General features: G+C 70.8%; 25 protein-coding genes and 1 pseudogene. 17 read left to right on the top strand and 9 right to left on the bottom strand.

Annotation, left to right across the window (positions count from 1 at the left end; translation table 11 throughout):
• Both G5C51_RS25150 and efeB read left to right on the top strand, forming a co-directional pair.
• Nucleotides 1-676 (top strand): annotated as a pseudogene (locus G5C51_RS25150) (copper resistance protein CopC); the annotation flags it as partial.
• Nucleotides 673-1920, top strand: a complete 1248-nt coding sequence (efeB, locus tag G5C51_RS25145) for an iron uptake transporter deferrochelatase/peroxidase subunit (RefSeq protein WP_165240479.1) — start codon at nucleotides 673-675, stop codon at nucleotides 1918-1920. The pseudogene G5C51_RS25150 and the gene efeB, both read left to right, overlap by 4 nt.
• Before the next feature lie 14 nt (nucleotides 1921-1934).
• Here the strand turns inward: efeB and G5C51_RS25140 are convergent, their stop codons facing one another.
• Together G5C51_RS25140 and G5C51_RS25135 are read right to left on the bottom strand one after the other, a co-directional pair.
• Complete coding sequence (locus G5C51_RS25140) at nucleotides 1935-2252, bottom strand: DMT family transporter (RefSeq protein WP_165240478.1); 318 nt, start codon at nucleotides 2250-2252, stop codon at nucleotides 1935-1937.
• A gap of 35 nt (nucleotides 2253-2287) precedes the next feature.
• Nucleotides 2288-2701: a DMT family transporter gene (locus G5C51_RS25135; protein ID WP_165240477.1), complete on the bottom strand. Its 414-nt coding sequence runs from the start codon at nucleotides 2699-2701 to the stop codon at nucleotides 2288-2290.
• A gap of 138 nt (nucleotides 2702-2839) precedes the next feature.
• Between G5C51_RS25135 and G5C51_RS25130 the strand changes: the two genes are divergently transcribed.
• The 6 genes from G5C51_RS25130 to G5C51_RS25105 all read left to right on the top strand — a co-directional run bounded on the left by G5C51_RS25130 (nucleotide 2840) and on the right by G5C51_RS25105 (nucleotide 8739).
• Nucleotides 2840-3274, top strand: coding sequence for a MarR family winged helix-turn-helix transcriptional regulator (locus G5C51_RS25130; protein ID WP_165240476.1), 435 nt, complete (start codon nucleotides 2840-2842; stop codon nucleotides 3272-3274).
• Nucleotides 3275-3353: 79 nt separating this feature from the next.
• Entirely contained in the window at nucleotides 3354-4289 is a 936-nt protein-coding gene (gene pheA / locus G5C51_RS25125) for a prephenate dehydratase (protein WP_165240475.1), read from the top strand.
• Nucleotides 4290-4842: 553 nt separating this feature from the next.
• A complete protein-coding gene (gene serS / locus G5C51_RS25120) occupies nucleotides 4843-6132 on the top strand; it encodes a serine--tRNA ligase (protein WP_165240474.1) in 1290 nt (429 codons plus the stop codon).
• Nucleotides 6129-6950, top strand: a complete 822-nt coding sequence (locus tag G5C51_RS25115; protein ID WP_165240473.1) for a Cof-type HAD-IIB family hydrolase — start codon at nucleotides 6129-6131, stop codon at nucleotides 6948-6950. Before serS ends, G5C51_RS25115 begins: the two co-directional genes overlap by 4 nt.
• A gap of 199 nt (nucleotides 6951-7149) precedes the next feature.
• Nucleotides 7150-7905, top strand: coding sequence for a hypothetical protein (locus G5C51_RS25110; protein ID WP_240929907.1), 756 nt, complete (start codon nucleotides 7150-7152; stop codon nucleotides 7903-7905).
• Between the two features lie 81 nt (nucleotides 7906-7986).
• The gene (locus G5C51_RS25105; protein ID WP_165240472.1) at nucleotides 7987-8739 is read left to right on the top strand and encodes an SDR family NAD(P)-dependent oxidoreductase; all 753 of its coding nucleotides are present in this window, start codon (nucleotides 7987-7989) and stop codon (nucleotides 8737-8739) included.
• A gap of 17 nt (nucleotides 8740-8756) precedes the next feature.
• Here G5C51_RS25105 and G5C51_RS25100 read toward each other — a convergent pair whose 3' ends face one another.
• Genes G5C51_RS25100 through G5C51_RS25085 form a run of 4 tightly spaced genes read right to left on the bottom strand, consistent with a single transcriptional unit; the run spans nucleotide 8757 to nucleotide 12260 of the window.
• Nucleotides 8757-9476 carry an ABC transporter permease subunit gene (locus tag G5C51_RS25100; RefSeq protein ID WP_165240471.1) on the bottom strand — a complete coding sequence of 240 codons (720 nt, stop codon included), beginning with the start codon at nucleotides 9474-9476 and terminating at the stop codon, nucleotides 8757-8759.
• A 9-nt stretch (nucleotides 9477-9485) separates the two neighbouring features.
• Nucleotides 9486-10397, bottom strand: a complete 912-nt coding sequence (locus tag G5C51_RS25095) for an ATP-binding cassette domain-containing protein (RefSeq protein WP_165240470.1) — start codon at nucleotides 10395-10397, stop codon at nucleotides 9486-9488.
• Nucleotides 10394-11317 carry an ABC transporter permease subunit gene (locus G5C51_RS25090; RefSeq protein ID WP_165240481.1) on the bottom strand — a complete coding sequence of 308 codons (924 nt, stop codon included), beginning with the start codon at nucleotides 11315-11317 and terminating at the stop codon, nucleotides 10394-10396. The genes G5C51_RS25095 and G5C51_RS25090 overlap by 4 nt, the downstream gene beginning before the upstream one ends.
• Nucleotides 11307-12260: an ATP-binding cassette domain-containing protein gene (locus G5C51_RS25085; protein WP_165240469.1), complete on the bottom strand. Its 954-nt coding sequence runs from the start codon at nucleotides 12258-12260 to the stop codon at nucleotides 11307-11309. Before G5C51_RS25085 ends, G5C51_RS25090 begins: the two co-directional genes overlap by 11 nt.
• 221 nt (nucleotides 12261-12481) lie before the next feature.
• On the opposite strand from G5C51_RS25085, the gene G5C51_RS25080 reads away from it, so the two are divergent.
• From G5C51_RS25080 to G5C51_RS25050, 7 genes are all read left to right on the top strand, one after another.
• Entirely contained in the window at nucleotides 12482-13330 is an 849-nt protein-coding gene (locus G5C51_RS25080) for a M24 family metallopeptidase (RefSeq protein ID WP_165240468.1), read from the top strand.
• Nucleotides 13327-15093, top strand: coding sequence for an SDR family oxidoreductase (locus G5C51_RS25075; protein WP_165240467.1), 1767 nt, complete (start codon nucleotides 13327-13329; stop codon nucleotides 15091-15093). The genes G5C51_RS25080 and G5C51_RS25075 overlap by 4 nt, the downstream gene beginning before the upstream one ends.
• A 45-nt stretch (nucleotides 15094-15138) precedes the next feature.
• On the top strand, nucleotides 15139-16047 hold the full coding sequence (locus tag G5C51_RS25070; protein WP_165240466.1) for a metal-dependent hydrolase: 909 nt from the start codon (nucleotides 15139-15141) through the stop codon (nucleotides 16045-16047).
• Between the two features lie 60 nt (nucleotides 16048-16107).
• Entirely contained in the window at nucleotides 16108-17049 is a 942-nt protein-coding gene (locus tag G5C51_RS25065; protein ID WP_165240465.1) for a MerR family transcriptional regulator, read from the top strand.
• Nucleotides 17050-17351: 302 nt separating this feature from the next.
• On the top strand, nucleotides 17352-17837 hold the full coding sequence (locus tag G5C51_RS25060) for a hypothetical protein (RefSeq protein ID WP_165240464.1): 486 nt from the start codon (nucleotides 17352-17354) through the stop codon (nucleotides 17835-17837).
• A gap of 50 nt (nucleotides 17838-17887) precedes the next feature.
• The gene (locus G5C51_RS25055; RefSeq protein WP_240929906.1) at nucleotides 17888-18151 is read left to right on the top strand and encodes a hypothetical protein; all 264 of its coding nucleotides are present in this window, start codon (nucleotides 17888-17890) and stop codon (nucleotides 18149-18151) included.
• The gene (locus G5C51_RS25050) at nucleotides 18148-18552 is read left to right on the top strand and encodes a PIN domain-containing protein (protein WP_165240462.1); all 405 of its coding nucleotides are present in this window, start codon (nucleotides 18148-18150) and stop codon (nucleotides 18550-18552) included. Before G5C51_RS25055 ends, G5C51_RS25050 begins: the two co-directional genes overlap by 4 nt.
• A gap of 44 nt (nucleotides 18553-18596) precedes the next feature.
• Here G5C51_RS25050 and G5C51_RS25045 read toward each other — a convergent pair whose 3' ends face one another.
• Nucleotides 18597-19484 (bottom strand): LLM class flavin-dependent oxidoreductase, encoded by an 888-nt coding sequence (locus G5C51_RS25045; protein ID WP_165240461.1) that lies wholly within the window; start codon nucleotides 19482-19484, stop codon nucleotides 18597-18599.
• Nucleotides 19485-19598: 114 nt separating this feature from the next.
• Complete coding sequence (locus G5C51_RS25040; RefSeq protein ID WP_165240460.1) at nucleotides 19599-20048, bottom strand: MarR family winged helix-turn-helix transcriptional regulator; 450 nt, start codon at nucleotides 20046-20048, stop codon at nucleotides 19599-19601.
• Between the two features lie 59 nt (nucleotides 20049-20107).
• Between G5C51_RS25040 and G5C51_RS25035 the strand changes: the two genes are divergently transcribed.
• Together G5C51_RS25035 and G5C51_RS25030 are read left to right on the top strand one after the other, a co-directional pair.
• A complete protein-coding gene (locus tag G5C51_RS25035) occupies nucleotides 20108-21037 on the top strand; it encodes an LLM class flavin-dependent oxidoreductase (protein ID WP_240929905.1) in 930 nt (309 codons plus the stop codon).
• Nucleotides 21038-21149: 112 nt separating this feature from the next.
• Nucleotides 21150-21992, top strand: a complete 843-nt coding sequence (locus G5C51_RS25030; protein ID WP_420824851.1) for a Cof-type HAD-IIB family hydrolase — start codon at nucleotides 21150-21152, stop codon at nucleotides 21990-21992.
• 3 nt (nucleotides 21993-21995) lie between these two features.
• On the opposite strand, the gene G5C51_RS25025 is transcribed toward G5C51_RS25030, so the two are convergent.
• Nucleotides 21996-22508 carry a winged helix-turn-helix transcriptional regulator gene (locus G5C51_RS25025; protein WP_165240458.1) on the bottom strand — a complete coding sequence of 171 codons (513 nt, stop codon included), beginning with the start codon at nucleotides 22506-22508 and terminating at the stop codon, nucleotides 21996-21998.
• Between the last annotated feature and the right edge of the window lie 130 nt (nucleotides 22509-22638).

Here is a 22638-nt window from a genome sequence, read left to right as displayed (position 1 = left end):
CTCGGGCTCGGGTTCGGGTGCGGGTGCGGGTGCGGGCTCGGGTGCGGGCTCGGGCTCGGGCTCGGGCGACCGCCCCCAAGGGGACTCCGCCTCCGGCGAGTCCGAGCGGGCCGCGCAGCTGGCGCGGCAGCGTGCCGCCGTCGCCGCCGCGCGCGAGCGGCGCGTCCGCGACGCCGACCCCGACCGCCGCGGGCTGCGCAAGTCCGTGCTGGTGGAGGTGGCGATCGCGCTCATCCTGCTGTCGGTGACCACCGTCCTGACCGGCACCCAGCCGGGCCGCGCCGAGACCGACCAGCGCGGGTCCGCCGGCGCGCAGTCCGAGGCGGCCGCGGGCCCGGTGACCGTCAAGATCCCGTACGACACCGGCGGTCAGGACGGCAAGGGCACGGCTGAGCTGACGATGGACCCGGCCCGTGCGGGCACCGATAACGCCCTGCACATCTACCTCACCAACGCCAACGGCGAACTGGTCGACGCCCCCGAGGTCAAGGCCGCCTTCCGGCTCGCCGCCAAGGACCTCGGCCCGCTGACCCCGAAGCTCGGCAAGGCCGACGCCGGGCACTGGTCGGCGACCGGCGTGCAGCTGCCGATGGCCGGCGAGTGGGAGGTCTCGCTGACCGTACGCACCTCGGACATCGACCAGACCACCGAGACGAAGAAGATCAAGATCTCATGAGCGCAGAGACCGGGAAGGAGCCCGGACACCTCTCCCGCCGCCGCCTCCTCGGCGTCGCCGGCGCGACCGGCGCGGCCGGCCTCGTCGCGGGCGGCGCCGGCGGCGCGGTCGCGGCCGAGGCCGTCCGCGACCAGCCCGCCGAACTGGCGTCGGTGGGCCGCGGCGAGGTGCCGTTTCACGGGAAACATCAGGCCGGCATCTCCACCCCGCTGCAGGCCGCCGGCCACCTCGCCGCCTTCGACCTGGCCGGCGACGCCGACCGGCGGGCCGCCGCCGCGCTGCTGCGCCGCTGGACCCGTACCGCCGCCGCACTGACGGCGGGCAAGCCGGCCCCGGCCCGCGACACCGGCGTCGCCCGCGACGCCGGCCCGTCCTCGCTGACGGTCACCTTCGGCTTCGGCCGCAGCTTCTTCGGCCGTACGGGCCTGGCCGACCGGCTCCCCGAGGCGCTGGGCCCGCTCCCCGACTTCACCGCCGACCACCTCGACAAGCGGCGCAGCGACGGCGACCTGTGGGTGCAGATCGGCGCCGACGACCCCCTGGTCGCCTTCGACGCGCTCCGGGCGCTGCAGCGCGAAGCCGCCGAAACGGCCGCGGTCCGCTGGCAGATGTCCGGCTTCAACCGCACCCCGGGCGCGACCGCGCACCCCATGTCCATGCGCAACCTGATGGGCCAGGTCGACGGCACCAACAACCCCAAGCCGGCGGAGAAGGACTTCACGGCCAAGGTCTTCGTGCCGGAGAACGGCTCCCCGGCGTGGATGGCCGGCGGCTCGTACGCGGTCGTCCGCCGCATCCGGATGCTCCTGGACACGTGGGACCATCTGTCGCCGGAGCGCCAGGACCAGGTCATAGGGCGCCGTAAAGCCGACGGTGCCCCGCTGTCGGGCGGCACGGAGACGACGCCGGTGGCGCTGGACAAGTTCACCAAGGACGGCGCCATCGCGATCGCCGGCGACGCCCATGTCCGGGTCGCGGCGCCCGAGTCCAACAGCGGCGCCACGATGCTGCGCCGCTCCTTCTCGTACCACGACGGCTACCGCGACGACGGCGCCCCGGACGCCGGGCTGCTCTTCATCGCCTGGCAGGCGGACCCGCGGCACGGCTTCACCCCGGTCCAGCGGAAACTGGACCGGGGTGACGGGCTCTCCCGCTTCCTGCGGCACGAGGCGAGCGGCCTGTTCGCGGTGCCGGGCGGCTGCGCGCCGGGGGATTACGTGGGGCAGGAGCTGCTGGAGGGCTGAGCCGCTGAGACTGCTCAGACCGCGGTCAGGCGCAGCAGCACCGCGCCACCGATGATCGCGGCGAACGACACCAGCCGGGCGGTGGTGATCCGCTCCTTGAAGATCACCGCACCGAGGACGACGGTGCCGACGCCGCCGAGCCCGGTCCAGATCGTGTAGCCGACGCTGACATCGAGATCGCGGAGGGCGAGCGAGAGCGTATAGATGCCGCCGGCCGCGGCGCCGAGGGTGAGCACGGAGGGCCAGAGCCGGGTGAAGCCCTTGGTGGCGTTGGTGCCGAGGGCGAAGGCGACCTCGAAGAGGATGGCGATGCCGAGGAAGAGCCAGGTCATGGTGGATTGCCTTTCGCTTTCGTGGGGTGGGGGGTTCAGGCGGCGGTGGCGTGCGTGGGCTGGGTGACCTGGTCGGCTTGGTCGGCCTGAGCCTGAGCGGCCTGCTTACGGGCCGCGGCGGTGTCCGAGATCCGCAGGCCGAGCGCACCGCCGATGATCAGCAGGAAGGAGATCACCTTCCACACGGTCATGGGCTCGTCGTAGATCAGCGTCCCGAAGACCACCGTCCCGACCGCGCCGATGCCGGCCCAGACGGTGTAACCGACGCCCACGTCAATGGACTTGAGCGCCTTCGAGAGCGTGAAGATGCCGAACGCGGCGGCGACGGCGGTGAGCAGCGAGGGGCCGAGGCGGGTGAAGCCGTCGGTGGCCTCGGTGCTGAGCGCGAAGGTGATCTCGAAGAGGGACGAGAACAGCAGCCAGGCCCAGCCCTTGGAAGCGGGGGACATATACGTGCTCCTTGCGGTGCGGAGATGCGGAGGTGCGGAGTGTTCGTGAAGTGCTTGCATGTACGTGCAAGTGCTTCGCTGGATGAGAGCTTGCATGCACATGTATCTTGTTGTCAACACCGCACCTCGGGAGGACCCATGGCCACGACCGCAGTCGCCACCGACCAGGCGGCCTGGCACCGCCTGATCAGCCTGCACGCCACGGTCGAGCACCAGCTCGCCCAGTCCCTGCAGCGCCGCCACGGCCTCGGCCTCTCCGAATACCGCGCCCTCGCCGAACTCACCACCGCCCCCGACGGCGAACGCCGCATGCAGGACCTGGCCACCCGCATCGGCCTCAACCAGAGCTCCGTCACCCGCCTCATCGCCCGCCTGGAGTCGGCCGGATTCGCGTACAAGGACCTCTGCCCGGACGACAAGCGCGGCGTCTACGCGGTCATCACGGAAGACGGCCGCAAGCGACAGTCGGAGGCGGCGGCGACGTACGGAACGACGCTGAGCGAGTCGCTGACGGCGGCGGCGAAGGGCGACCCGCGGGTCGCAGGCTTGGTCGACGGCCTGCGGGGGGCGTGAGGCCCGGCCTCCCGTCCGAGCGAGTCCCACCACCCGGACCCGGAAACCCGCGGGGCCCAACCCCCGCTATCGTTGCGGAATGTCCGCGAGCCGCTACACGTACCTGGGCCCCGAAGGCACCTTCACCGAAGCCGCACTGCGCACCCTCCCCGAGGCCGCCACCCGCGAGCTCATCCCGATGATCTCCGTGCCGGCCGCGCTCGACGCGGTCCGTACCGGCGACGCGGCCGCCGCCCTCGTGCCGATCGAGAACTCCGTCGAAGGCGGCGTCACCGCCACCCTCGACGAACTCGCCCTCGGCGAGCCGCTGATGATCTACCGCGAAGTGCTGCTCCCCATCGCCTTCGCGCTGCTCGTACGGCCCGGCACCGGCCTCGAGGACATCAAGACCGTCACCGGCCACCCGGTGGCCCAGCCCCAGGTCCGCCGCTGGCTCGCGGCCAACCTGCCGGACGCGGTCTGGGAGTCCTCCGCCTCCAACGCCGACGGCGCCCGCCAGGTCCAGGAAGGCAAGATCGACGGCGCCTTCGCGGGCGAGTTCGCGGCCGCGACGTACGGCCTGAACCCCCTGGTCACGGACATCCACGACGCGGAGAACGCGGCCACCCGCTTCGTCCTCGTCGGCCGCCCGGCCCGCCCCGCGGCGCCGACCGGCGCGGACAAGACGTCGACGGTGATCTGGCTCGGCGACGACCACCCGGGCGCGCTGATGGAGCTGCTCCAGGAGTACGCCGTGCGCGGGGTGAACCTGCTGCGCATCGAGTCCCGGCCGACCGGCGAGGGCATCGGGCGGTACTGCTTCTCGGTCGACTGCGAGGGCCACATCTCCGACCGCCGCGTCGGCGAGGCGCTGATGGGGCTGAAGCGGGTCTGCCCGAACGTGCGCTTCCTGGGCTCGTACCCGCGGGCGGGCATCGGCGCCGGCGACGTGTCCCCGGCCCGCCCCGGCACCTCGGACGACGACTTCACGTCGGCGGCGGACTGGCTGAACCGGAGCCTCGACGGCCGGGGCTGATCAGGGGATCGTCACACCCCGGCTTCAGTTGTACACAGCAACCCCAAGTTATCCACAGGCAGGCGTTCTCGACCTGTGAATAAGTCGACACAGCAATCGGACACTGTCGACAAGTCGGTCTACTGACCCAGACTCCTCCACAGGGGGACAGATCCCACCTCGTCCACTCAATTCCTTTGATCCACTCTTTGGAGTTAAGCAATCCCACTCTAAAGACGGTGTAGATGACGTTTGAAGCGGGAATCCTGTGGCAGCAGGAACGGGCCCGGGAATGATCACTTCCGTCATCCACAGATCTCATCGACAGCCTGTGGATAAAGGAACCGGCACCCCCGGCCGCCTGTGGAAAAGAGAAGCAAGGGAGCGCTCAACTCCCTTCCTGATCAAGGTCGATCCACCGCCGGCACGTCAGCCGAGATGTCCCGTTTGACCCTTTTAAGGGAATCGCGGAATTGCCGTTGACCCTAACTCTCAAACCCCTCAAAACGGACAAACAGCGACACAGCGGAATATCAGGTCGAGCGCCCTTCGGCGCCCCGGTAACCTTGGCCGCGTGATTGACCTTCGCCTGCTCCGTGAGGACCCCGACCGAGTGCGCGCGTCGCAGCGCGCCCGTGGAGAGGACGTCGGCCTCGTCGACGCCCTGCTCTCCGCCGACGAGCGGCGGCGGTCGTCGAGTGTCCGCTTCGACGAGCTGCGCTCCGAGCAGAAGCAGATGGGCAAGAAGGTCGCCGCCGCCAAGGGCGACGAGAAGGCCGAGCTGCTGGCCCGTACGAAGCAGCTCTCCGCCGATGTGAAGGCCGCCGACGCCGCGCAGGACGAGGCCGCGGCCGAGGTGCAGCAGCTGCTCGCCCAGATCGGCAACCTGGTCCACCCCGACGTCCCGGTCGGCGGCGAGGACGACTTCGTCACGCTGGAGACCGTCGGCACCCCGCGCGACTTCGCCGCGGAGGGCTTCGAGCCGAAGGACCACCTGGAGCTCGGCCGTATTCTCGGCGCGATCGACACCGAGCGGGCCGCAAAGGTCTCGGGTGCCCGCTTCTACTACCTCACCGGCGTCGGCGCGCTGCTGGAGCTCGCGCTGGTCAACGCCGCGATCGCGCAGGCCGGCGCGGCCGGCTTCACGCCGATGATCACGCCCGCGCTGGTCAAGTCGCGCGCCATGGAGGGCACCGGCTTCCTCGGCCAGGCGGCCGAGGACGTGTACTACCTGGACAAGGACGAGATGTACCTCGTCGGTACGTCCGAGGTCACCCTCGCCGGCTACCACATGGACGAGATCCTCGACGAGGCTCAGCTGCCGGCGCGCTACGCGGGCTTCTCGCCCTGCTTCCGCCGCGAGGCCGGCTCACACGGCAAGGACACTCGCGGCATCATCCGAGTGCACCAATTCGACAAGGTCGAGATGTTCTCGTACGTCGCGCCCGAGGACGCCGACGCCGAGCACCAGCGGCTGCTGGAGTGGGAGAAGCAGTGGCTGACCTCGCTGGGGCTTGCCTTCCGGGTGATCGATACGGCGACCGGTGACCTGGGCCTGTCGGCCTCGCGGAAGTACGACTGCGAGGCGTGGATCCCGACGCAGGGCAAGTACCGCGAGCTGACGTCGACCTCGAACTGCAATGAGTTCCAGGCGCGGCGGCTTTCGGTCCGGATGCGGGGCACCGGCGAGGACCGCAAGGTGCGCCCGCTGGCGACGCTGAACGGCACGCTGTGCGCGGTGCCGCGCACCATCGTGGCGATCCTGGAGACGCATCAGCAGGCGGACGGCTCGGTGCTGGTGCCGGAGGTGCTGCGGCCGTATCTGGGCGGGCGCGAGGTGCTCGAGCCGGTGTCCGCGAAGTGAGCTCGCCGGCGCCGCTCCCGTACCGCCTGATCGCCACGGACCTCGACGGCACCCTGCTGCGTACGGACGAGACGATCTCGCCGCGCACGCGGGCGGCGCTGGAGGCGGCCGTCTCGCAGGGGGCCGCGCACATCGTGGTCACGGGGCGGGCGGTGCCGTGGACCCGCGACATCCTGGACGAGCTGGGCTACGACGGCCTGGCGGTGTGCGGGCAGGGCGCGCAGGTCTATCACGCGGGCGAGCACCGGCTGCTGACGTCGGTGACGCTGGACCGGCGGCTGGCGGCGATGGCGCTGGAGAAGCTGGAGGCCGAGGTCGGCCCGCTCGCGGTCGCCGCGAGCCGGGACGGCCTGGCGGGCGAGGTGCTCTTCGGCCCCGGCTTCGGCGCGGTGGCGAGGGCGGACCTGCCGGTACGGACCTTCGAGGACCGCGCGGAGCTGTGGGCGGAGCCGCTGAACAAGCTCTACATCCAGCACCCGACGCTCGGTGACGACGCCCTGACGGCGGCGGCCCACGAGGTCATCGGCGACCTGGTCGGCGTGGTGATGGCGGGCGCCGGCACGGTGGAACTGCTGCCACACGGCCTGTCGAAGTCGACGGGCCTGTCGCTGGCGGCGCGCCGGCTGGGCTGCAAGGCGTCGGACACGATCGCCTTCGGCGATATGCCGAACGATGTGCCGATGTTCGGGTGGGCGGCGCACGGGGTCGCGATGGCTAATGCCCATGCGGAGCTGCTGGCGGTCGCGGATGAGGTGACCTCGTCGAATGACGAGGACGGGATCGCTGTGGTGTTGGAGCGGTTGTACGCCGGTACCTAGCGGTACGTAGGTTCCGAGGTACGTAACTTTCCGATAATCCGTTCGTTGGCTCCGGTGCGTGGAGGCAACTACGGAACGCGAGTTGATACGTAACGTGCGGGTGTGGGGATAGCCGGCCTCGGTTGGACGGAACGGCCGGTCATTGAGTACGTGGGTCGAATCAGCAGCCTCCGCTCCTGAGCCCTGGATACGGGCGTCCATGACCGTTTCCACCGAAGGGGGCCGGCTGATGCCGCCCGAGACTGCACTACTGGAGTCGCGCGCGCTGCGCGAGAGCGTCGCTCGACGCACGGAAGTCCTCGACAAGGTCAAGGCGTTGGAGCTGCTGCCTGATGGGTTGCATGTGACGACGCGGATGGTGGCCGACTACTTCGAGGTTGATGTCGAAGCCATCCACAGCGTTGTCCGCCGTCACGATGAGGAGCTGCGCATCAACGGGATGAAGCTGCTCCGTGGCTCTGACCTGCGGCGTTTTGAAGTGGTCAACCTGACCACTTCAGCCGAACGTTATCCACAGGGCCGTGCGCGCCTGCGCCTGTTCCCTCGCCGCGCCGTCCTCAACGTCGCCATGCTGCTCCGCGACAGCACCATCGCCCGCCGCGTACGCACGTACCTTCTCGACGCCGAGGAGCGCGCCCGAGGCACAGCGGGTGGCTTCGACGCCGACGCCGATCTGGATGATGTCGGCGCCGCCGCCCGGGACCTCAGTCGCGTACTGCGGCGGATCTCGGATCGGCAGGATCGGGCCGAGGACCGGATGGAGCGCGGGTTCGCCGCGACCACGCGGATGCTCAACGCGATCGGGGAGACGTTGTCTGATCACGGGCGGCAGCTGCGCGACCTCGCTCAGGGTGAGGACATCAAAGATCTGAAGTCGGATGTGCGACGGCTCGACGGCCGGGTCGACAAGCTGACGCAGCAGGTCGCGCGGATCGAACGGCGGCGACGCCGTTAGGTGTGATGTCCAGTCACGTCTAACGCCGCCCGGGGCGAGAACCCTTGCCTCGGGCGGCGTCCCTGTGTCTACCCTCGGCCCATGAAGCGGACCATCGTGATCTCCGGCGGCGGCACCGGCATTGGCCTGGCGGCCGCCGAGCTCTTCGCCCAGAGTGGCGACACCCCTGTACTCGTCGGCCGGCGGGGCGACGTCCTCGAGCAGGCCGCCGCCAAGGTGCCAGGCGCCGTGGCCTTCGCGGCTGACCTTGCTGAAGCCGAGGGGGCGCGGCAGGTCGCCGCGTTTGTGGAGGAGCGGTTCGGGGCCGTCGACGTCGTCGTCAACAGCGCCGGTGGGAATGGGCTGCTCGAGCCGGGCGGGGCGGCGGATGGGGGCGAGGATCCCCTCGATGCCGTCGCGCGCGACTGGAGCACGAACTTCCGGATCAATGTCCTTAACGCAGCCCTTCTCACCGAAGCGCTCAAGTCGCAGATCGCCGACGGTGGCAGCGTGCTCTTTCTGTCCTCCATCGCTGCCTATCGGGGGTCGGGGTCCGGGGCGTACGGCGCTGCCAAGGCCGCGCTGCATCCGTATGCGCACGACCTCGCCCGGCAGCTCGCGCCTCGCGGGATCACCGTGAATCTTGTCGCTCCCGGATATACCGAAGGCACCGAGTTCTTCGGGGACGGCATGCCTGAGGAGCGGCGGCAGCAGCGGATCGGGGAGACGCTCAATGGGCGGCCCGGTACCACCGCCGATATCGCCGAGACGCTGCGGTGGCTGGCGTCCCCCGCTGCCCGGCACATCACCTCGCAGGTGATCCAGGTCAACGGGGGTGCGGAGCGGGGGCGTTGAGCGTTAGCCGGCGCCCGTCACTCTTCGCCCGCCAGCGTCAGCACGCGCAGCCTGCGCATCGCGTACCACGTCGCCGCCACCGTGACGACGACCAGCAGCACCGCGCCCGTCGCCGTGCTGACCTCCGAGGTGATGAAGTCGCCGCGGCCGACCTTTTCCACCACCGCCTGGGCCCATTGCTGGATGCTCAGTGCCCGCGCCCCGGGGACCAGGCTGCCGAAGAGGGCCTCCCAGACCAGGGCGTAGACGAGGCCGAAGACGACGGCGTGCTTGGTCACCGTGCCGAGGAGCAGGAAGACCGCCGCGTATGCGATCGAGGCGATCAGGGTGGCGATGGCGTACGCCGCCGCCAGTTGCTGGCTGTTGTTGTTGAGGATGTAGCCGGCGATCAGGGTGGGGATGGCGGAGAAGGCCATCGTCACGCCGATCGCGACGACCAGTTTCGTCATGATGATCGTTGAGCGCGGGATCGGTTTCGCCAGGACGTAGACGATCGAGGAGTCGTCGATTTCGGGCGCGATCGCGCCCGTGCCCGCCACCACGCCGATGAGCGGGACCATCGCGCCTAGGGCGAAGCCGCCGAGGAGTTCGGCCGCTACGTCGTCGTCCGGGCCGACCAGGGCGCGTACCACCGAGGCGATGATGATGAGCAGCGCGGGCAGGGCGAACATGATCAGGGCGCGGCGGCGGCCGAGTAGCGCCCGGTATGTCAGCCGGGCGACCGTGGGGTTGTACACATCGGCTCCTTACGCCGCGACCAGGTAGGAGAAGACGGATTCGAGGGACTCGTCGGAGGGCTGGACCGTGTAGAGGCGGATGCCGTGTTCGCGGGCTACGCGCGGCAGCAGCTCGGTGAAGCGGGTGAAGTCGATGGCCTGGATGCGCAGGGCCTTTTCCGTCCAGTCCAGTTCGATGCCGGCCGTGGAGGCGTCCGCGATCAGCGCCGCGGCCAGGGCGCGGTCGTCGGAGGAGCGGACCAGGTAGCGGTGCGGGCGGTCGGTCATCAGGCGGCGGATCTTGCGGAAGTCGCCGGAGGCGGCGTGCCGGCCGGCGACGATCACCTCGATGTGGGCGGCGAGCTGCTCGACCTCCTCCAGGATGTGGGAGGAGAAGAGGACCGTACGGCCTTCGGCGCCCATCTGGCGCAGCAGGTCCATGAGATGCATGCGCTGGCGGGGGTCCATGCCGTTGAAGGGCTCGTCGAGGAGCAGGACCGACGGCTCGTGGACCAGGGCCGAGGCCATTTTCACGCGCTGGCGCATGCCCTTGCTGTAGGTGGAGATCTTGCGGTCCTGGGCGTATTCCATCTCCACCGTCGCCAGGGCCTTTTGCGCGGCCGCGGCGCCCAGCCCGTGCAGCTCCGCGTTGGCGATGACGAAGTCCTTGCCCGTCAGGAAGTCGTACATGGCCTCCCGCTCGGGGACCAGGCCGATGGCCTTGTAGACCTGTTCGTTGCGCCAGATCGGAGCGCCGTCGAGGGTGACGCTGCCGGAGGAGGGGGGCAGGAAGCCCGCCATCATGTTGATCAGCGTGGACTTGCCGGCGCCGTTGGGGCCGAGGAGGCCGGTGACGCCGGGGCCGATGGTCATGGTGATGTCGTTGACGGCGACGACATTGCCGAACCAGCGGGAGACTCGGTCGATCTGGATCGCGGTCACAGTCCCGCCTTCCGGTAGCGGCGCAGCAGCAGGGCGATGCAGCCGGCGATGAGGGCGACGGTGACAAGGACGGCGATCGCGCCGACGCCCTTGCTCGGGTCGACCTGGCCGGGGACGGAGGGGGTGCCGCCGAGGAAGGCCGCGCTGATGGTGTCGTTGAGAGTGGTCGGGGAGAACAGGCCGATCCACGGGACGGCGTCGGGGTTCTGCTGGTCGTACGCGATGGCCTGGACGGCGCTGACCGCGGTGTACGGGATGAACATCACCGCGATGATGGCGGCGATGCCGAAGCCGCGGCGCGGGGTGAGGGCGGCGATGACCAGGCCGATCGCGGCAAGGAGCAGCGAGAGCACGGCCACCGAGACGATGCCCTGGGCGAAGCCCTTGGTCTGCTCGGTGAAGTCGAGCTTGGCGAGCAGCGCGCCCACATAGAGGATCAGCACCGGGACGGCGGTGAGGGCGAAGAGGGCCGTGGCGAGGGCGCCGAACTTCGCGGTCACATAGTCGATGCGGTCGATGGGGCGGGAGAAATACAGCGGCACGGTCTTGAAGCGCAGGTCGCGGGAGACCGAGACCGGTGCCTGGGCGGCGACGTACAGCGCGATGACCATCTGGAGGTTGACCGCGTAGGCCGTGTACTCGACGGGCAGTTCGTTCTGCTTGGTGAAGATGGCGACCGCGACGATGATGACCGCGGGCAGGCACATGACGCCGAACAGGATCATCGGCATGACCTTGGATTTCGCGGACCTGCCGAAGCCGTACGCGCCGCGCAGCGACTGCGAGTAGAGCGAGCGGCGGGCATAGCCGCGGCCGAGGCGCGGGCCGTCGTAGTGCCGGTAGCCGATGTCGTGGATGACGTCGGCGGCGGCCGGGCCGGCGCCGGGGGCAGGGCCGGGGGTGGTCGTATCAGGCTGCATCGCTGCCCCCTTGCTGCTGGTCATGGTCGCTGAACACCTCGGCGATGCGGTGCCGGCGCTGCTCCATGCGCACCAGACCGAGGCCGAGCTCCGCTACGGCGTCGCGGACCGTGTCGTACGTGTCGTCCGCCTGGTCGCCGGCGGCTTCGACGTACAGCACGTGTCCGTCTGCCTGAAGGCTAAGTCCCGCCTCTGACAGTGCCTTGCGGAGCGCGCCGGTGCCGTCCGGGGTGGCGTCGGTGTCGGTGACCTCGACGGCCAGGGTGGTGGTGGCGCCGGTGAAGTCGGAGGTGGAGGAGGAGCGCAGCAGCTTGCCGCCGTCGATGACGACGATGTGGTCGGAGGTGCGCTCGAGTTCGCCGAGGAGGTGGCTGGTGACGAAGACCGAGATGCCGAAGTCGCTGTAAATGCGGCGGATGAGGCCGAGCATGTCGTCGCGGCCGACCGGGTCGAGGCCGTTGGTGGGCTCGTCGAGGAAGACCAGCTGCGGGTCGTGGACGAGCGCCTGGGCGAGCTTGACGCGCTGCTTCATGCCCGTGGAGTAGCCGCCTATGGGGCGGTAGCGCTCCTCGTAGAGGCCGACGTGGCGCAGCGTGTCGGCGGTGCGCTCGCGGGCGGCGGTGGGCGGCAGGCCCGACATGCGGGCCATGTGGACGACGAACTCGGTGGCCGAGACGTCGGGTGGCAGGCAGTCGTGCTCGGGCATGTAGCCGACGCGTTCGCGGATGGCGGAGCCGTCGCGGGACACGTCGAGGCCGAGGACAGTAGCGGTGCCCTCGGTGGCGGGGGACAGGCCGAGCAGGATCTTGATGAGGGTTGATTTACCTGCCCCGTTGGCGCCGACAAGGCCGGTGACACCCGGCTCGATGCCGACGGTCAGCCTGTCGAGCGCGGTCACCCTCGGGAACCGCTTGCTGAGGCTTTCGGTCGCGATCACAGTCACGTCATCGACCGTAGTGGGCGGGGCGGGTGCGGGGGTACGGACGGAAGTCTGGTTCTTCCCTGATCTTTGTACGCCGATGGATGGACCGACCCGTAGGGGACATGCAACCTTCGACAGGTGTTACCTCCGGTATCCACAGGCGGTGCACACGTATTGACCCTGCCTCCGGGCGTTGTCACAGTCGTTGGTGGCAACGTCAACGTCCCGAGGGAGGGCCGGAGATGGCTGGGAGTGAGCTGCGTGCGGGCGGCGAGCTGAGCGGTTTCCGCGAGGTGCAGCGGCTGGCGTACGAGTGCGCGGAGGCGGTGGCCGCGCAGCTGCGGCCCGGGGTGACGGAGCGGGAGGCCGCGCGGATGCAGCGGCGCTGGCTGCGCGAGCGCGGGGTGCGCGACTGGTTCCATCTGCCGTTCGCCTGGTTCGGGGACCGGACGGCTTTTACGGGCTTCAAGGTGCCGCTGCAGTTCTTCCCGACGAACCGGCGGCTGGAGCCGGGGATGCCGTTCATCCTCGACATGGCGCCGGTCTTCAAGGGCTATACGGCCGATATCGGATACTCCGGCTGCCTCGGCCTCAATCCGGTGCACGACCGGCTGCTCGACGATCTGCAGGTGCACCGGGAGCTGATCCTCGCCGAGGTGCGGGAGCGGCGGCCGCTGCGGGAGATCTACGAGGACGTCGAGCGGCTGATGATCAAGCAGGGGTATGCGAACCGGCACCGGGCGTATCCGTTCGGCGTGATCGCGCACAAGGTCGACCGGGTCAAGGAGCGGCGGATATCGCCGCATGTCTTCGGGTTCGGCACCCAGTCGCTCAAGGGGCTGGCGAAGGACGCGCTGCACGGGCACCGGGAGGGCTGGTCGCCGCTGTGGAGCCCGTATCGCTTCTCGCAGCATCCGCCGCGGCCGGGGCTGTGGGCGGTGGAGCCGCATCTGGGATTCCGGGGCACGGGGGCGAAGTTCGAGGAGATTCTCGTGGTGACGGACTCCGCGGACCCCGAGGAGAGCGCGTTCTGGCTGGACGAGGACCTGCCGCATGTGCGGCGCTGGGCCGAGGGGAGGGCGGCGGCATGACGGACGACGCCGATTTCAGGGAGCGCTGGGTCCAGGGCGCCGACGACGTATCGCTGTGCGTGGCCGAGCTGGGTGATACGTCCCAGCCGACCGTCGTGCTCATCCACGGCTATCCGGACAGCAAGGAGGTGTGGGCGCCGGTCGCCCGCCGGCTCGCCGACCGCTTCCATGTGGTGCTCTACGACGTGCGCGGGCACGGCCGTTCCACGCCGCCGGAGCCGCTGAAGCGCGGCTTCACGCTGGAGAAGCTGACAGACGACTTCCTCGCGGTGATCGACGCGGTGTCGCCGGAGCTGCCGGTGCATCTGGTCGGGCACGACTGGGGTTCGGTGCAGGGCTGGGAGTTCGCCACGGTCAAGCGGACCGAAAGGCGGATCGCTTCCTTTACGTCCATATCGGGCCCGTCGCTCGACCACTTCGGGCACTGGATCTCGGGCCGGCTGAAGCGGCCGACGCCGCGGCGGGCGGCGCAGCTGCTCGGGCAGGGCGCCAAGTCCTGGTATGTGTACGCGCTGCACACCCCCGTGCTGCCGGAGCTGGCGTGGCGCGGGCCGCTCGGCAGCGGCTGGCCGAAGATCGTCGAGGCGATGGAGAAGGTCCGCACGCCCGACTATCCGACGGCGTCGCTGCCGCAGGACGCCGCCCGCGGCGCCTGGCTGTACCGCGACAATGTCCGCTCCCGGCTGCGCGGCCCACGCTCGGACGCGTACGCGCATGTGCCGGTGCAGCTGATCACGCCAACTGGGGACGCGTTCCTGTCCCCCGGGCTCTACGACGACCTGGACCGCTGGGCGCCGCGGCTGGTGCGGCGGACCATCTCCGCGCGCCACTGGGTGCCGCGCACCCGACCTGATCAGCTGGCCGGCTGGATCGCGGAGTTCGTACGCGCGCAGGAGGACGGCAAGCCGCTGGACCAGGTGACGGCGGACGGGCCGTACGCGGACCGGTTCGGCGGCCGGCTGGTGCTGATCACGGGCGCGGCGAGCGGGATCGGGCGGGCCACGGCGTTCGCCTTCGCGGAGGCCGGGGCGCGGGTGATCGCGGTGGACCGGGACGCGGAGGGGGCGGCCAGGACCGCGGAGCTGGCGCGGCTGATCGGGGCGCCGGAGGCGTGGGCGGAGACGGTGGACGTCTCGGACGAGCAGGCGATGGAGAAGCTCGCCGCCAAGACCGCCGCGGAGTACGGCGCGCTGGACGTGCTGGTGAACAACGCGGGGGTGGGCGCCTCCGGCGCGTTCCTGGACACCACCGCCGAGGACTGGCGCACGGTGCTCGACGTCAACCTGTGGGGCGTCATCCACGGCTGCCGGATCTTCGGGAAGCAGATGGCCGAGCGGGGCCAGGGCGGGCACATCGTCAACACCGCCTCGGCCGCCGCGTATCAGCCGTCGAGGGCACTGCCCGCGTATTCGACGTCGAAGGCGGCGGTGCTGATGCTCAGCGAGTGCCTGCGCGCGGAGCTGGCCGGCAAGGGCATCGGGGTCTCGGCGATATGCCCCGGCTTCGTGCACACCAACATCACGGTGAACACCCACTTCACCGGCGTATCGGCGGAGGAGGAGAAGCGCCGGCAGCGCCGCGCCACCCGGCTGTACGGGCAGCGGGGCTATCCGCCGGAGAAGGTCGCCGACGCGATCCTGCGCGCGGTGGCCCGTAACCAGGCGGTGGTGCCGGTGACGCCGGAGGCTCGTGGGGCGCGGCTGTTGTCCCGGCTGTCGCCGCGCGCGCTGCGGGCGCTGGCGCGGATCAACCCGCCGGTCTAGCCGACCGGTCGAAGCCACTTTTCGAAGCCGCTTGAGGAGGAGCTCATGACGGACACTGATCACTACGCCATCAAGCCGCGCCGCGTCTCCTTCGACTGGGACCGCACCCCGCTGCACTGGATACCGGCCGAGCCGACCGCCACCCACGTGATCAACGTGCTGCATCTGCTGCTGCCCGCGGGCGAGCGCTGGTTCGTGAAGGTGTTCAAGGAGGCGCTGCCGCTGGTCCGCGACCCGGAGCTGCTGACGGACGTCAAAGGCTTCATGGGCCAGGAGGCCACGCACAGCGTGCAGCACTCCTACGTCCTGGACCATCTCGCGGACCAGGACCTGGACACCGAGCCGTACACGAAGCACGTGGACTGGATGTTCGAGGTGCTGCTCGGCGAGACGCCGCCGTTCGGCGCGCCGATACCGCAGAAGGAGTGGCTGCGCTTCCGGCTGTCGCTGGTCGCGGCGATCGAGCAGTTCACGGCGGTGCTCGGCGACTGGGTGCTGCACGCCGACGGTCTTGACCGGGCGGACCCCGACGAGGTGATGCTGGACCTGCTGCGCTGGCACGGCGCCGAGGAGGTCGAGCACCGCGCGGTCGCCTTCGACATGTACCAGCACTGCGGCGGCGACGGCCTGGCCCGCTATGCCCGCCGGATCGGCGGGATGGCGGTGACGGCGCCGGTGCTGCTGTGGCTGTGGATCGCGGGGGCGACGTATCTGATCAAGCACGATCCGCAGCTGCGCGGCCAGTTGCGGTATTCGCTGCGGGAGCACAATCGGGCCGTACGCAAGGGGCTGCTGCCCACGTGGGGTGAGCTCGGCCGCGCGATACCCCGGTATCTGCGCAGGTCGTACCACCCGTCCCAGGAGGGGTCGCTGCGGCGCGCGGTCGAGTATCTTGCGACGTCGCCGGCGGCGCGGGCGGCGGCCGGGCAAGCGGCCCGCAAGGCGATCTCGTAGCGCTCGTCGAGCTCGTAACGCTGCCCGCGCAGCGTGCAACACCGTGTGAGGAGCCCCAGGTTGAGCACAGCAGAGCAGGTCCCGGCGCCCGAGTACCGCATCGAGGACCTCGCGCATGTCAGCGGCGCGACGGTGCGCACGATACGGGCGTACGCCGACCGCGGGCTGCTGCCGAAGCCGGAGCGGCGCGGCCGCGCCAATGTGTACGGCGAGGCGCATCTGGCGCGGCTGCGGCAGATAGCGGAGCTGCTCGACCGCGGCTACACCCTGGTCTCGATAAAGGAGTTGCTGGAGGCGTGGGACGCGGGGCGGGGCCTGCGCGGCGTGCTCGGCCTGGTCGCCGAGCTCGACGGACCGTGGTCGGACGAGGAGCCGTCGGACCTCACGCGTACGGAGCTGGATCTGCTCTTCGGCGGCGTGCAGGACGACGAAGCGGTGGCGGACGCGGTCGCGCTGGGTGTGCTGGAGCGGGTCGAGGACCGGGACGACCTCTTCCGGGTGCCGAGCCCGCAGCAGCTGAAGGTCGCCGCCGAACTGCACGCCGCGGGCGTGCCGCTGACGGCGATCACGGCGTACACCCGCAAGCTGCGCCGCAAGGTCGAGGACATCGCCGAGAGCCTGCTCGCCTTCACCACCGAGCATCTCTTCCAGCGTTACCTGGACCATCCGACGACGGACGCGGAGGCCGCGGAGGCGGCGGCCCTGGTACGCCGGCTGCGCCCGCTCGCCCAGCAGACCCTCGACGCCGAACTCGCCCGCGCGCTGCGGGCGAAGGCCACCGGGCATCTGCGCCGGCACCTGGCCGAGGAGCCGGCGACGCGGCGGGGGCTCGGCGAGGAGGAGCGGTCCCGGCCGCCCGCGGTGGCGCTGCCGGAGCGGACCGCGGCGGCGGTGCGGGAGCTGGTGGGCGAGCAGGGGGCGGCGGAGTTCGTCGCGGCGGCGGTGGAGCGGGAGGTTCAGGCGCGGCGCATGGATGCGCTGACGGATCGGTACCGTGGCTGACCCGGCTGCGATTCAGCGGCTCACCTCTGGTGATGCGGTGTGCGGGGGCGGCGGCGGGTCACTCGCAAGCGGCAGGAAAGAGCTGCCGGTTGACCGGAAGCAGTAACCCACATCGGTGAACCGTCCGGCCGTCGGCGGCGGTCCGTGGCACCACCTGACCGCCACTCGAACATGTCGCCGTAACCTGCGAGAACGCGTTCGGCGCGGGCCGCTCACCAGGGCCGTACGCGTCCAACTAGCCACTGACAAGCACCCGTTGTCACCACTTGCGGTCCGATCGTCGGCTGAGTCTTCATTCGGGCATGTCCGATTCCACGACCCCGCCGCCCGATCCGCTCACCACCCTGGCCCACGAGACGCTGGCGATGCTGGCCGCCGCCCAGCGCCGCCAGACGAAACTGCTCTCCGAGCTCGCCGCCATGTCGGCGCAGGTCACCGAACTGCTGCGGCGACTGGCGCCGTTGCCCAGCGGGAGCCCGCCGGTCCAGTTCGGCAGCCGGACCCGCGCGCTGCGGCTGCTCGACCGCTGGCGCCGCGACCACCTGCTCGACGAGTCGGCCCGCGCCGTCGCCGCGTACGCACTCCCGATCGTCCTCAACCAGGGCGAACTGCGCACCGCCCCCGAGGTGCTGGCCCGCTTCACCGGCCTGTCCCCCCGGGACGCCGCGGCCGGTCTCCGCACCCTCGTCGCCGCGGGCTGCCTGACGCATGTCAGCGCGCCGAAGTCCAACCACTACCCGGTGTACCGGCTCGGCACCGACCACCGAAAGGAAGACCCATGCCCCTGACCCTGGAGAAACCCGCACCCGAGACGGTATACCGCCAGTATACTGTCCTCATGGCCGACACCACGATCAAGGTTGACCCCGCCGTCCGCGACCGCCTGATGGTGCTGGCCCGCGAGCGCGGTATGACCATGCGCGACTTCCTCGCGGAGCTGGTCGGCGCCACGCCCACGGAGGCAGAGCTCAAGGAGCGCTACGAGGCCACGAAGGCGTACTGCGAGAAGCACTTCGGCGTGACCTTCACCGACGAGGACGCCGCGCGGGCGGAAAAGGTGTGGCAGGACCTGGCGGCCGGCCGGCCGGTGGACAGCCTGTGACCGCGTCCGCAGCGGTCGTCTTCGACCGGAGCGCCCTGCTGGTGCTCGGCCAGGGCCACCGCCTCACATCCGAGTTCGTCGCCAAGGGCGCGGAGCGGCATGCACGGCACGCGTACGTACCCACGCTCTGCCTGGCCGCCGCGGACGCGCAGCGGGACGGGCTGGCCGAACATGTCGGCTCGCTGCCCGCCGCCGAGATCGTTCAGCTGGATTATCCGGCGGCGGTCACGATCGGTTCGCTCCTGCACGACGGCGTCGAGTGGCATCACGCCCACGCCGTCCAAGTGGCGCGCCCCTCCGCGGAATGGCCGGACGGCCTGCCGGTCCTGACGACCACGCCCGAGGCGTACGCGGACGTGCCACTCGTCCGCACCATCCGTATCCCCGACCAGACCGCCTGACCCTCAGCAATCCGGAGGGGCGCACCTCGCGGTGCGCCCCTCCGTCACGCGCTCAAGCCCTCCACCGCGATCTGCTCGAAGACCTTCTGGTCGGCTGCGAAGATCGTGTCCGGGATCGGCCAGTGCAGCACCAGCTCCGTGATGCCGAGTTCGGCGTGTGCGGCCGCGAAGTCCTGGAAGGCGGCGAGGGAGTCCAGGGGACGGTCCGGGGTGAAGCCCGTGAGCAGGATCTTTTCCATCGTCGACGTGTCGCGGCCGATCTCCGCCCCGGCATCGGCGAGACGCGAGATCTGTCCCTTGATCGCGTCCAGCGACTGCGCCGGCGTGCCCGTCGCGGAGATCTTCGGGTCGCCCGTCGTCACCCATGCCTGCCCGTGCCGCGCCGCCAGCCGCATGCCGCGCGGGCCGGTGGCCGCCACCGCGAAGGGGAGGCGGGGGCGCTGGACGCAGCCGGGGAGGTTGCGGGCCTCGTGCGCCGAGTAGTGCGTGCCCGCATGCGACACCTCGCCCTCGCTGAGCAGGCGGTCGAGCAGCGGTACGAACTCGCCCAGCCGGTCGGCCCGTTCCCGCGGCGTCCACGGCTGCTGCCCCAGCGCGGTGGCGTCGAAGCCGGTGCCGCCCGCGCCGATGCCGAGCGTCACGCGGCCGCCGGAGATGTCGTCGATCGACGTCAGCTCCTTGGCGAGGGTCACCGGGTGGCGGAAGTTCGGGGAGGTCACCAGCGTGCCGAGGCGCAGCCGCGTGGTCGCCCCGGCGGCCGCCGTCAGCGTCGGCAGCGCACCGAACCACGGGCCGTCGCGGAAGGGCACCCGCCAGGTCAGGTGGTCGTATGTGTACGCGGTGTTGAAGCCGAGCTCCTCGGCCCGTTGCCAGACGTCCCGGCCGCCCTCGTGCCAGCGCTTGATCGGCAGAATCACGGTGCTCAGTCGCATGCCACCGACCCTACGTCAGCCCCCGCGGGCAGGCCCGGCCAACTGAACCCCTTGAAGTTCGTACCACGAACTACTACTGTTCGTTGTACGAACTAAACCGTAGCGGTCGAGCTTTCAGGAGTCCGTCGATGCGAACACCACCGGCACCTTGTTGTCGCTGACCACGCGGCCGAGCAGTCGCGCCAGCTGCTCGCGGTCAGCGCCGGACGCGCCCCGGAGCAGGGCCTCCACCCGGCGGCAGGTCTCGGCGTAGAACTCCTCCGCCGTCTCGGCGCCCTCCTCGGTGAGCGCCACCTGGACCGACCGCCGGTCGGCCGCCCCGGCCTCGCGCCTGACCAGACCGAGCCGGGCCGTGCGGTCCACCAGCCCGGTCAGGCTGGACTTCGCCAGACCCAGCGTCTCGCCCAGCTCGCCCATGCCGTACGGGCCCGCCATCAGCACGCACAGCAACTGGCCCTGCTGCGCCGTCAGCCCGGACTCCCGCGCCGACTCCGCGTACACCGCGTTCACCAGGAACGCCGACCGCACCAGCGCCGAAACGGCGCCCGTCTCACCCTTTGCCATAAGCGCCAATCTACAGTTCGCACTACGAACTAAGAAAGAAGTGAGCCACGATGCCCGCGATGCCCACGATGCCCACGATGACCCAGCACCAGCCCCCCGTCTTCGGCGTCGGCGTCAGCAGCGCCATCCGCGACACCCAGGGCACCCTGAAGCTCGTCGCCCAGGCCGACCAGCAGGGCCTGGACCACTTCTCCGTCTCCGACCACCCCTACGTCGGCAGGTGGCTGGACGCGTACGCCACGATCGGCTTCGCCCTCGGCCGCACCGAGCGCATCTCCGGGCTGGTCAACGTCACCAACCTCCCCAACCGCCCCGCCCCCATGCTCTCCCGCACCGTCACCTCCCTCTCCGAGCTCTCCGGCGGCCGCATCGTCCTCGGCATGGGCGTCGGCGGCTCCTGGGACGACATCGTCAAGCTCGGCCCCGAGCGGCTCTCCCCCGGCCAGGCGGTACGCGCCTTCGAGGAGGCGATCGCCCTCGTCCGGCTGCTGTCCGGCGGCGGCGCGCCCGTCACCTTCGAGGGCGAGTTCTACCGCGTCACCGGCCTGCAGCCGGCCCCGGCCGCCGCGCCCCCCGTATGGACCGGCTCGGTCGGCCCCAAGTCCCTCGCCGCCACCGGCCGGCTCGCGGACGGCTGGATCCCCGGCCACGCCGCGGACTGGCGCAGCGACCGCTACCTGACCTCACGCCCGCTCATCGACGAGGCCGCGGCAGCGGCCGGCCGCGACCCGCGCGACATCGCCACCGTCTTCAACTTCACCGGCGCCATCACCGACACCCCCACCGCGGCTCCGCGGGACGCGGCCGGCCGCTGGATCGGCGGCTCCGTCGCACAGTGGGTCGACGAGCTCACCGGGGCGGTGCTCGAGCACGGGGCGGCCGGCTTCACCCTGTTCGCCCCCGGCGGCGGCGTACCCGACGAGATTGCGCTCGGGCGCTGGGCGGAGGAAATCGCCCCGGCGGTACGGGAGGCCGCGGCCAACCGCTGAGCGACCGGGAGGCCGCGGCCAACCGCTGAGCGACCCCACCGGGACGGCCCGCGGGGCGTAACAGGCTCAGATGCGCGCCCCGCCGCACGCTTGTGCGCCTCAATGCGAGATGATGTCTCCCGTGACAGCTCCTCTCCAGGCCACCCCCCGGCTGATCGCGACGGACCTCGACGGCACCCTGCTCCGGGACGACAAGTCCGTCTCCGACCGCACCGTCACCGCCCTCGCCGCGGCGGAGGAGGCCGGGATCGAGGTCTTCTTCGTGACCGGCCGGCCGGCCCGCTGGATGGACGTCGTCGCCGAGCACGTGCACGGCCACGGCCTCGCCATCTGCGCCAACGGCGCCGCCGTCGTCGACCTGCACCGCGGCCGCAGCTTCACCGAGGTGCGCCCGCTGCTCGAGGACGACGCCCGCGCCGTCGCCGACCTGCTGCGCCACCGCGCCCCCGGCACGTCCTTCGCGGTCGAGCGCACCGGCGGCATCCATTACGACCCCGGCTACCCGGCCTTCCACCTCGACCCGGGCGCCACCACCGCCCCGATCGACAAGCTCCTCTCCGACGACCACGACAGCGCCGGCGAGCCGGTCCTCAAGCTGCTCGCCCACCACCCGGACTACGACCCGGACGCCTACCTCGCCGCCGCCCGCGAGGCCGCGGGCCACGTCGCGGAGTTCACCCGCTCCAGCCACAGCGCGCTGCTGGAGATCAGCGCCACCGGCGTCAGCAAGGCCAGCACCCTCGCCCGCTGCTGCGCGGCCCGCGAGATCCGCCCGGAGGAAGTGATCGCGTTCGGCGACATGCCGAACGACATCGAGATGCTCACCTGGGCCGGCACCTCGTACGCGATGGCCAACGCCCACCCCGAGGTCCTTGCCGCCACCACCAATCGCACCGCCGCGAACGAGCAGGACGGCGTGGCCGTGGTCATCGAGCAACTGCTGCACGGGCTGTAAGCCTCAGACCACCAGCGGATCGAGCAGCCGGCGCGGCTGCTCCAGCGCCCGGTTCACCGGATGCTCCGGGTCCTTCGGCACCCCGGACCCGCGTCGCATCGCCACCTCCACGGGCGGCACCGGCACGGCGCACTCCGGGCACTCCCCGTACGCCCCGAGCTCCGTCCCGCAGGCCGCGTGGGTGAAGACATAGACGGGATCGCTCCCGGTCAGGTCCCGCCCCCACACCCGCAGCGCGTGCAGCGCGGGCCACAGTCCGTACGCCGCCTCGGTCAGTACGTACTCATGACGCCCGTGCTCGCCCGCCCGCTTCTCCATCACCCCGGCGTCGGTCAGCGCCTGCAGCCGCGTCGCGAGCACCGCGCGCGGGATGCCGAGGTGGGTGAGGAAGTCGTTGTAGCGCCGCACGCCGTAGAAGGCGTCGCGCAGCACCAGCAGCGTCCACCGCTCGCCGACGATCTCCAGCGCGCGGGCGATGCCGCACTCCTGCGTCACGTAGTCCTTGCCCAGTGCCATACGGGCCAGTCTAGCCCGCCAGGTTCAATGACTGAACTCAAGCTGCTACGCTCCCCGTCATGACACAAGTTCATTCATTGAACCTTGATGCGCGCAGCCGCACGGCGGAGCGGACCTCCTCCACCCGCCC

This window comes from Streptomyces coryli (assembly GCF_011044975.1).
Lineage (GTDB): Bacteria > Actinomycetota > Actinomycetes > Streptomycetales > Streptomycetaceae > Streptomyces > Streptomyces coryli.
This window is presented reverse-complemented; position numbering and strand designations above follow the sequence as displayed.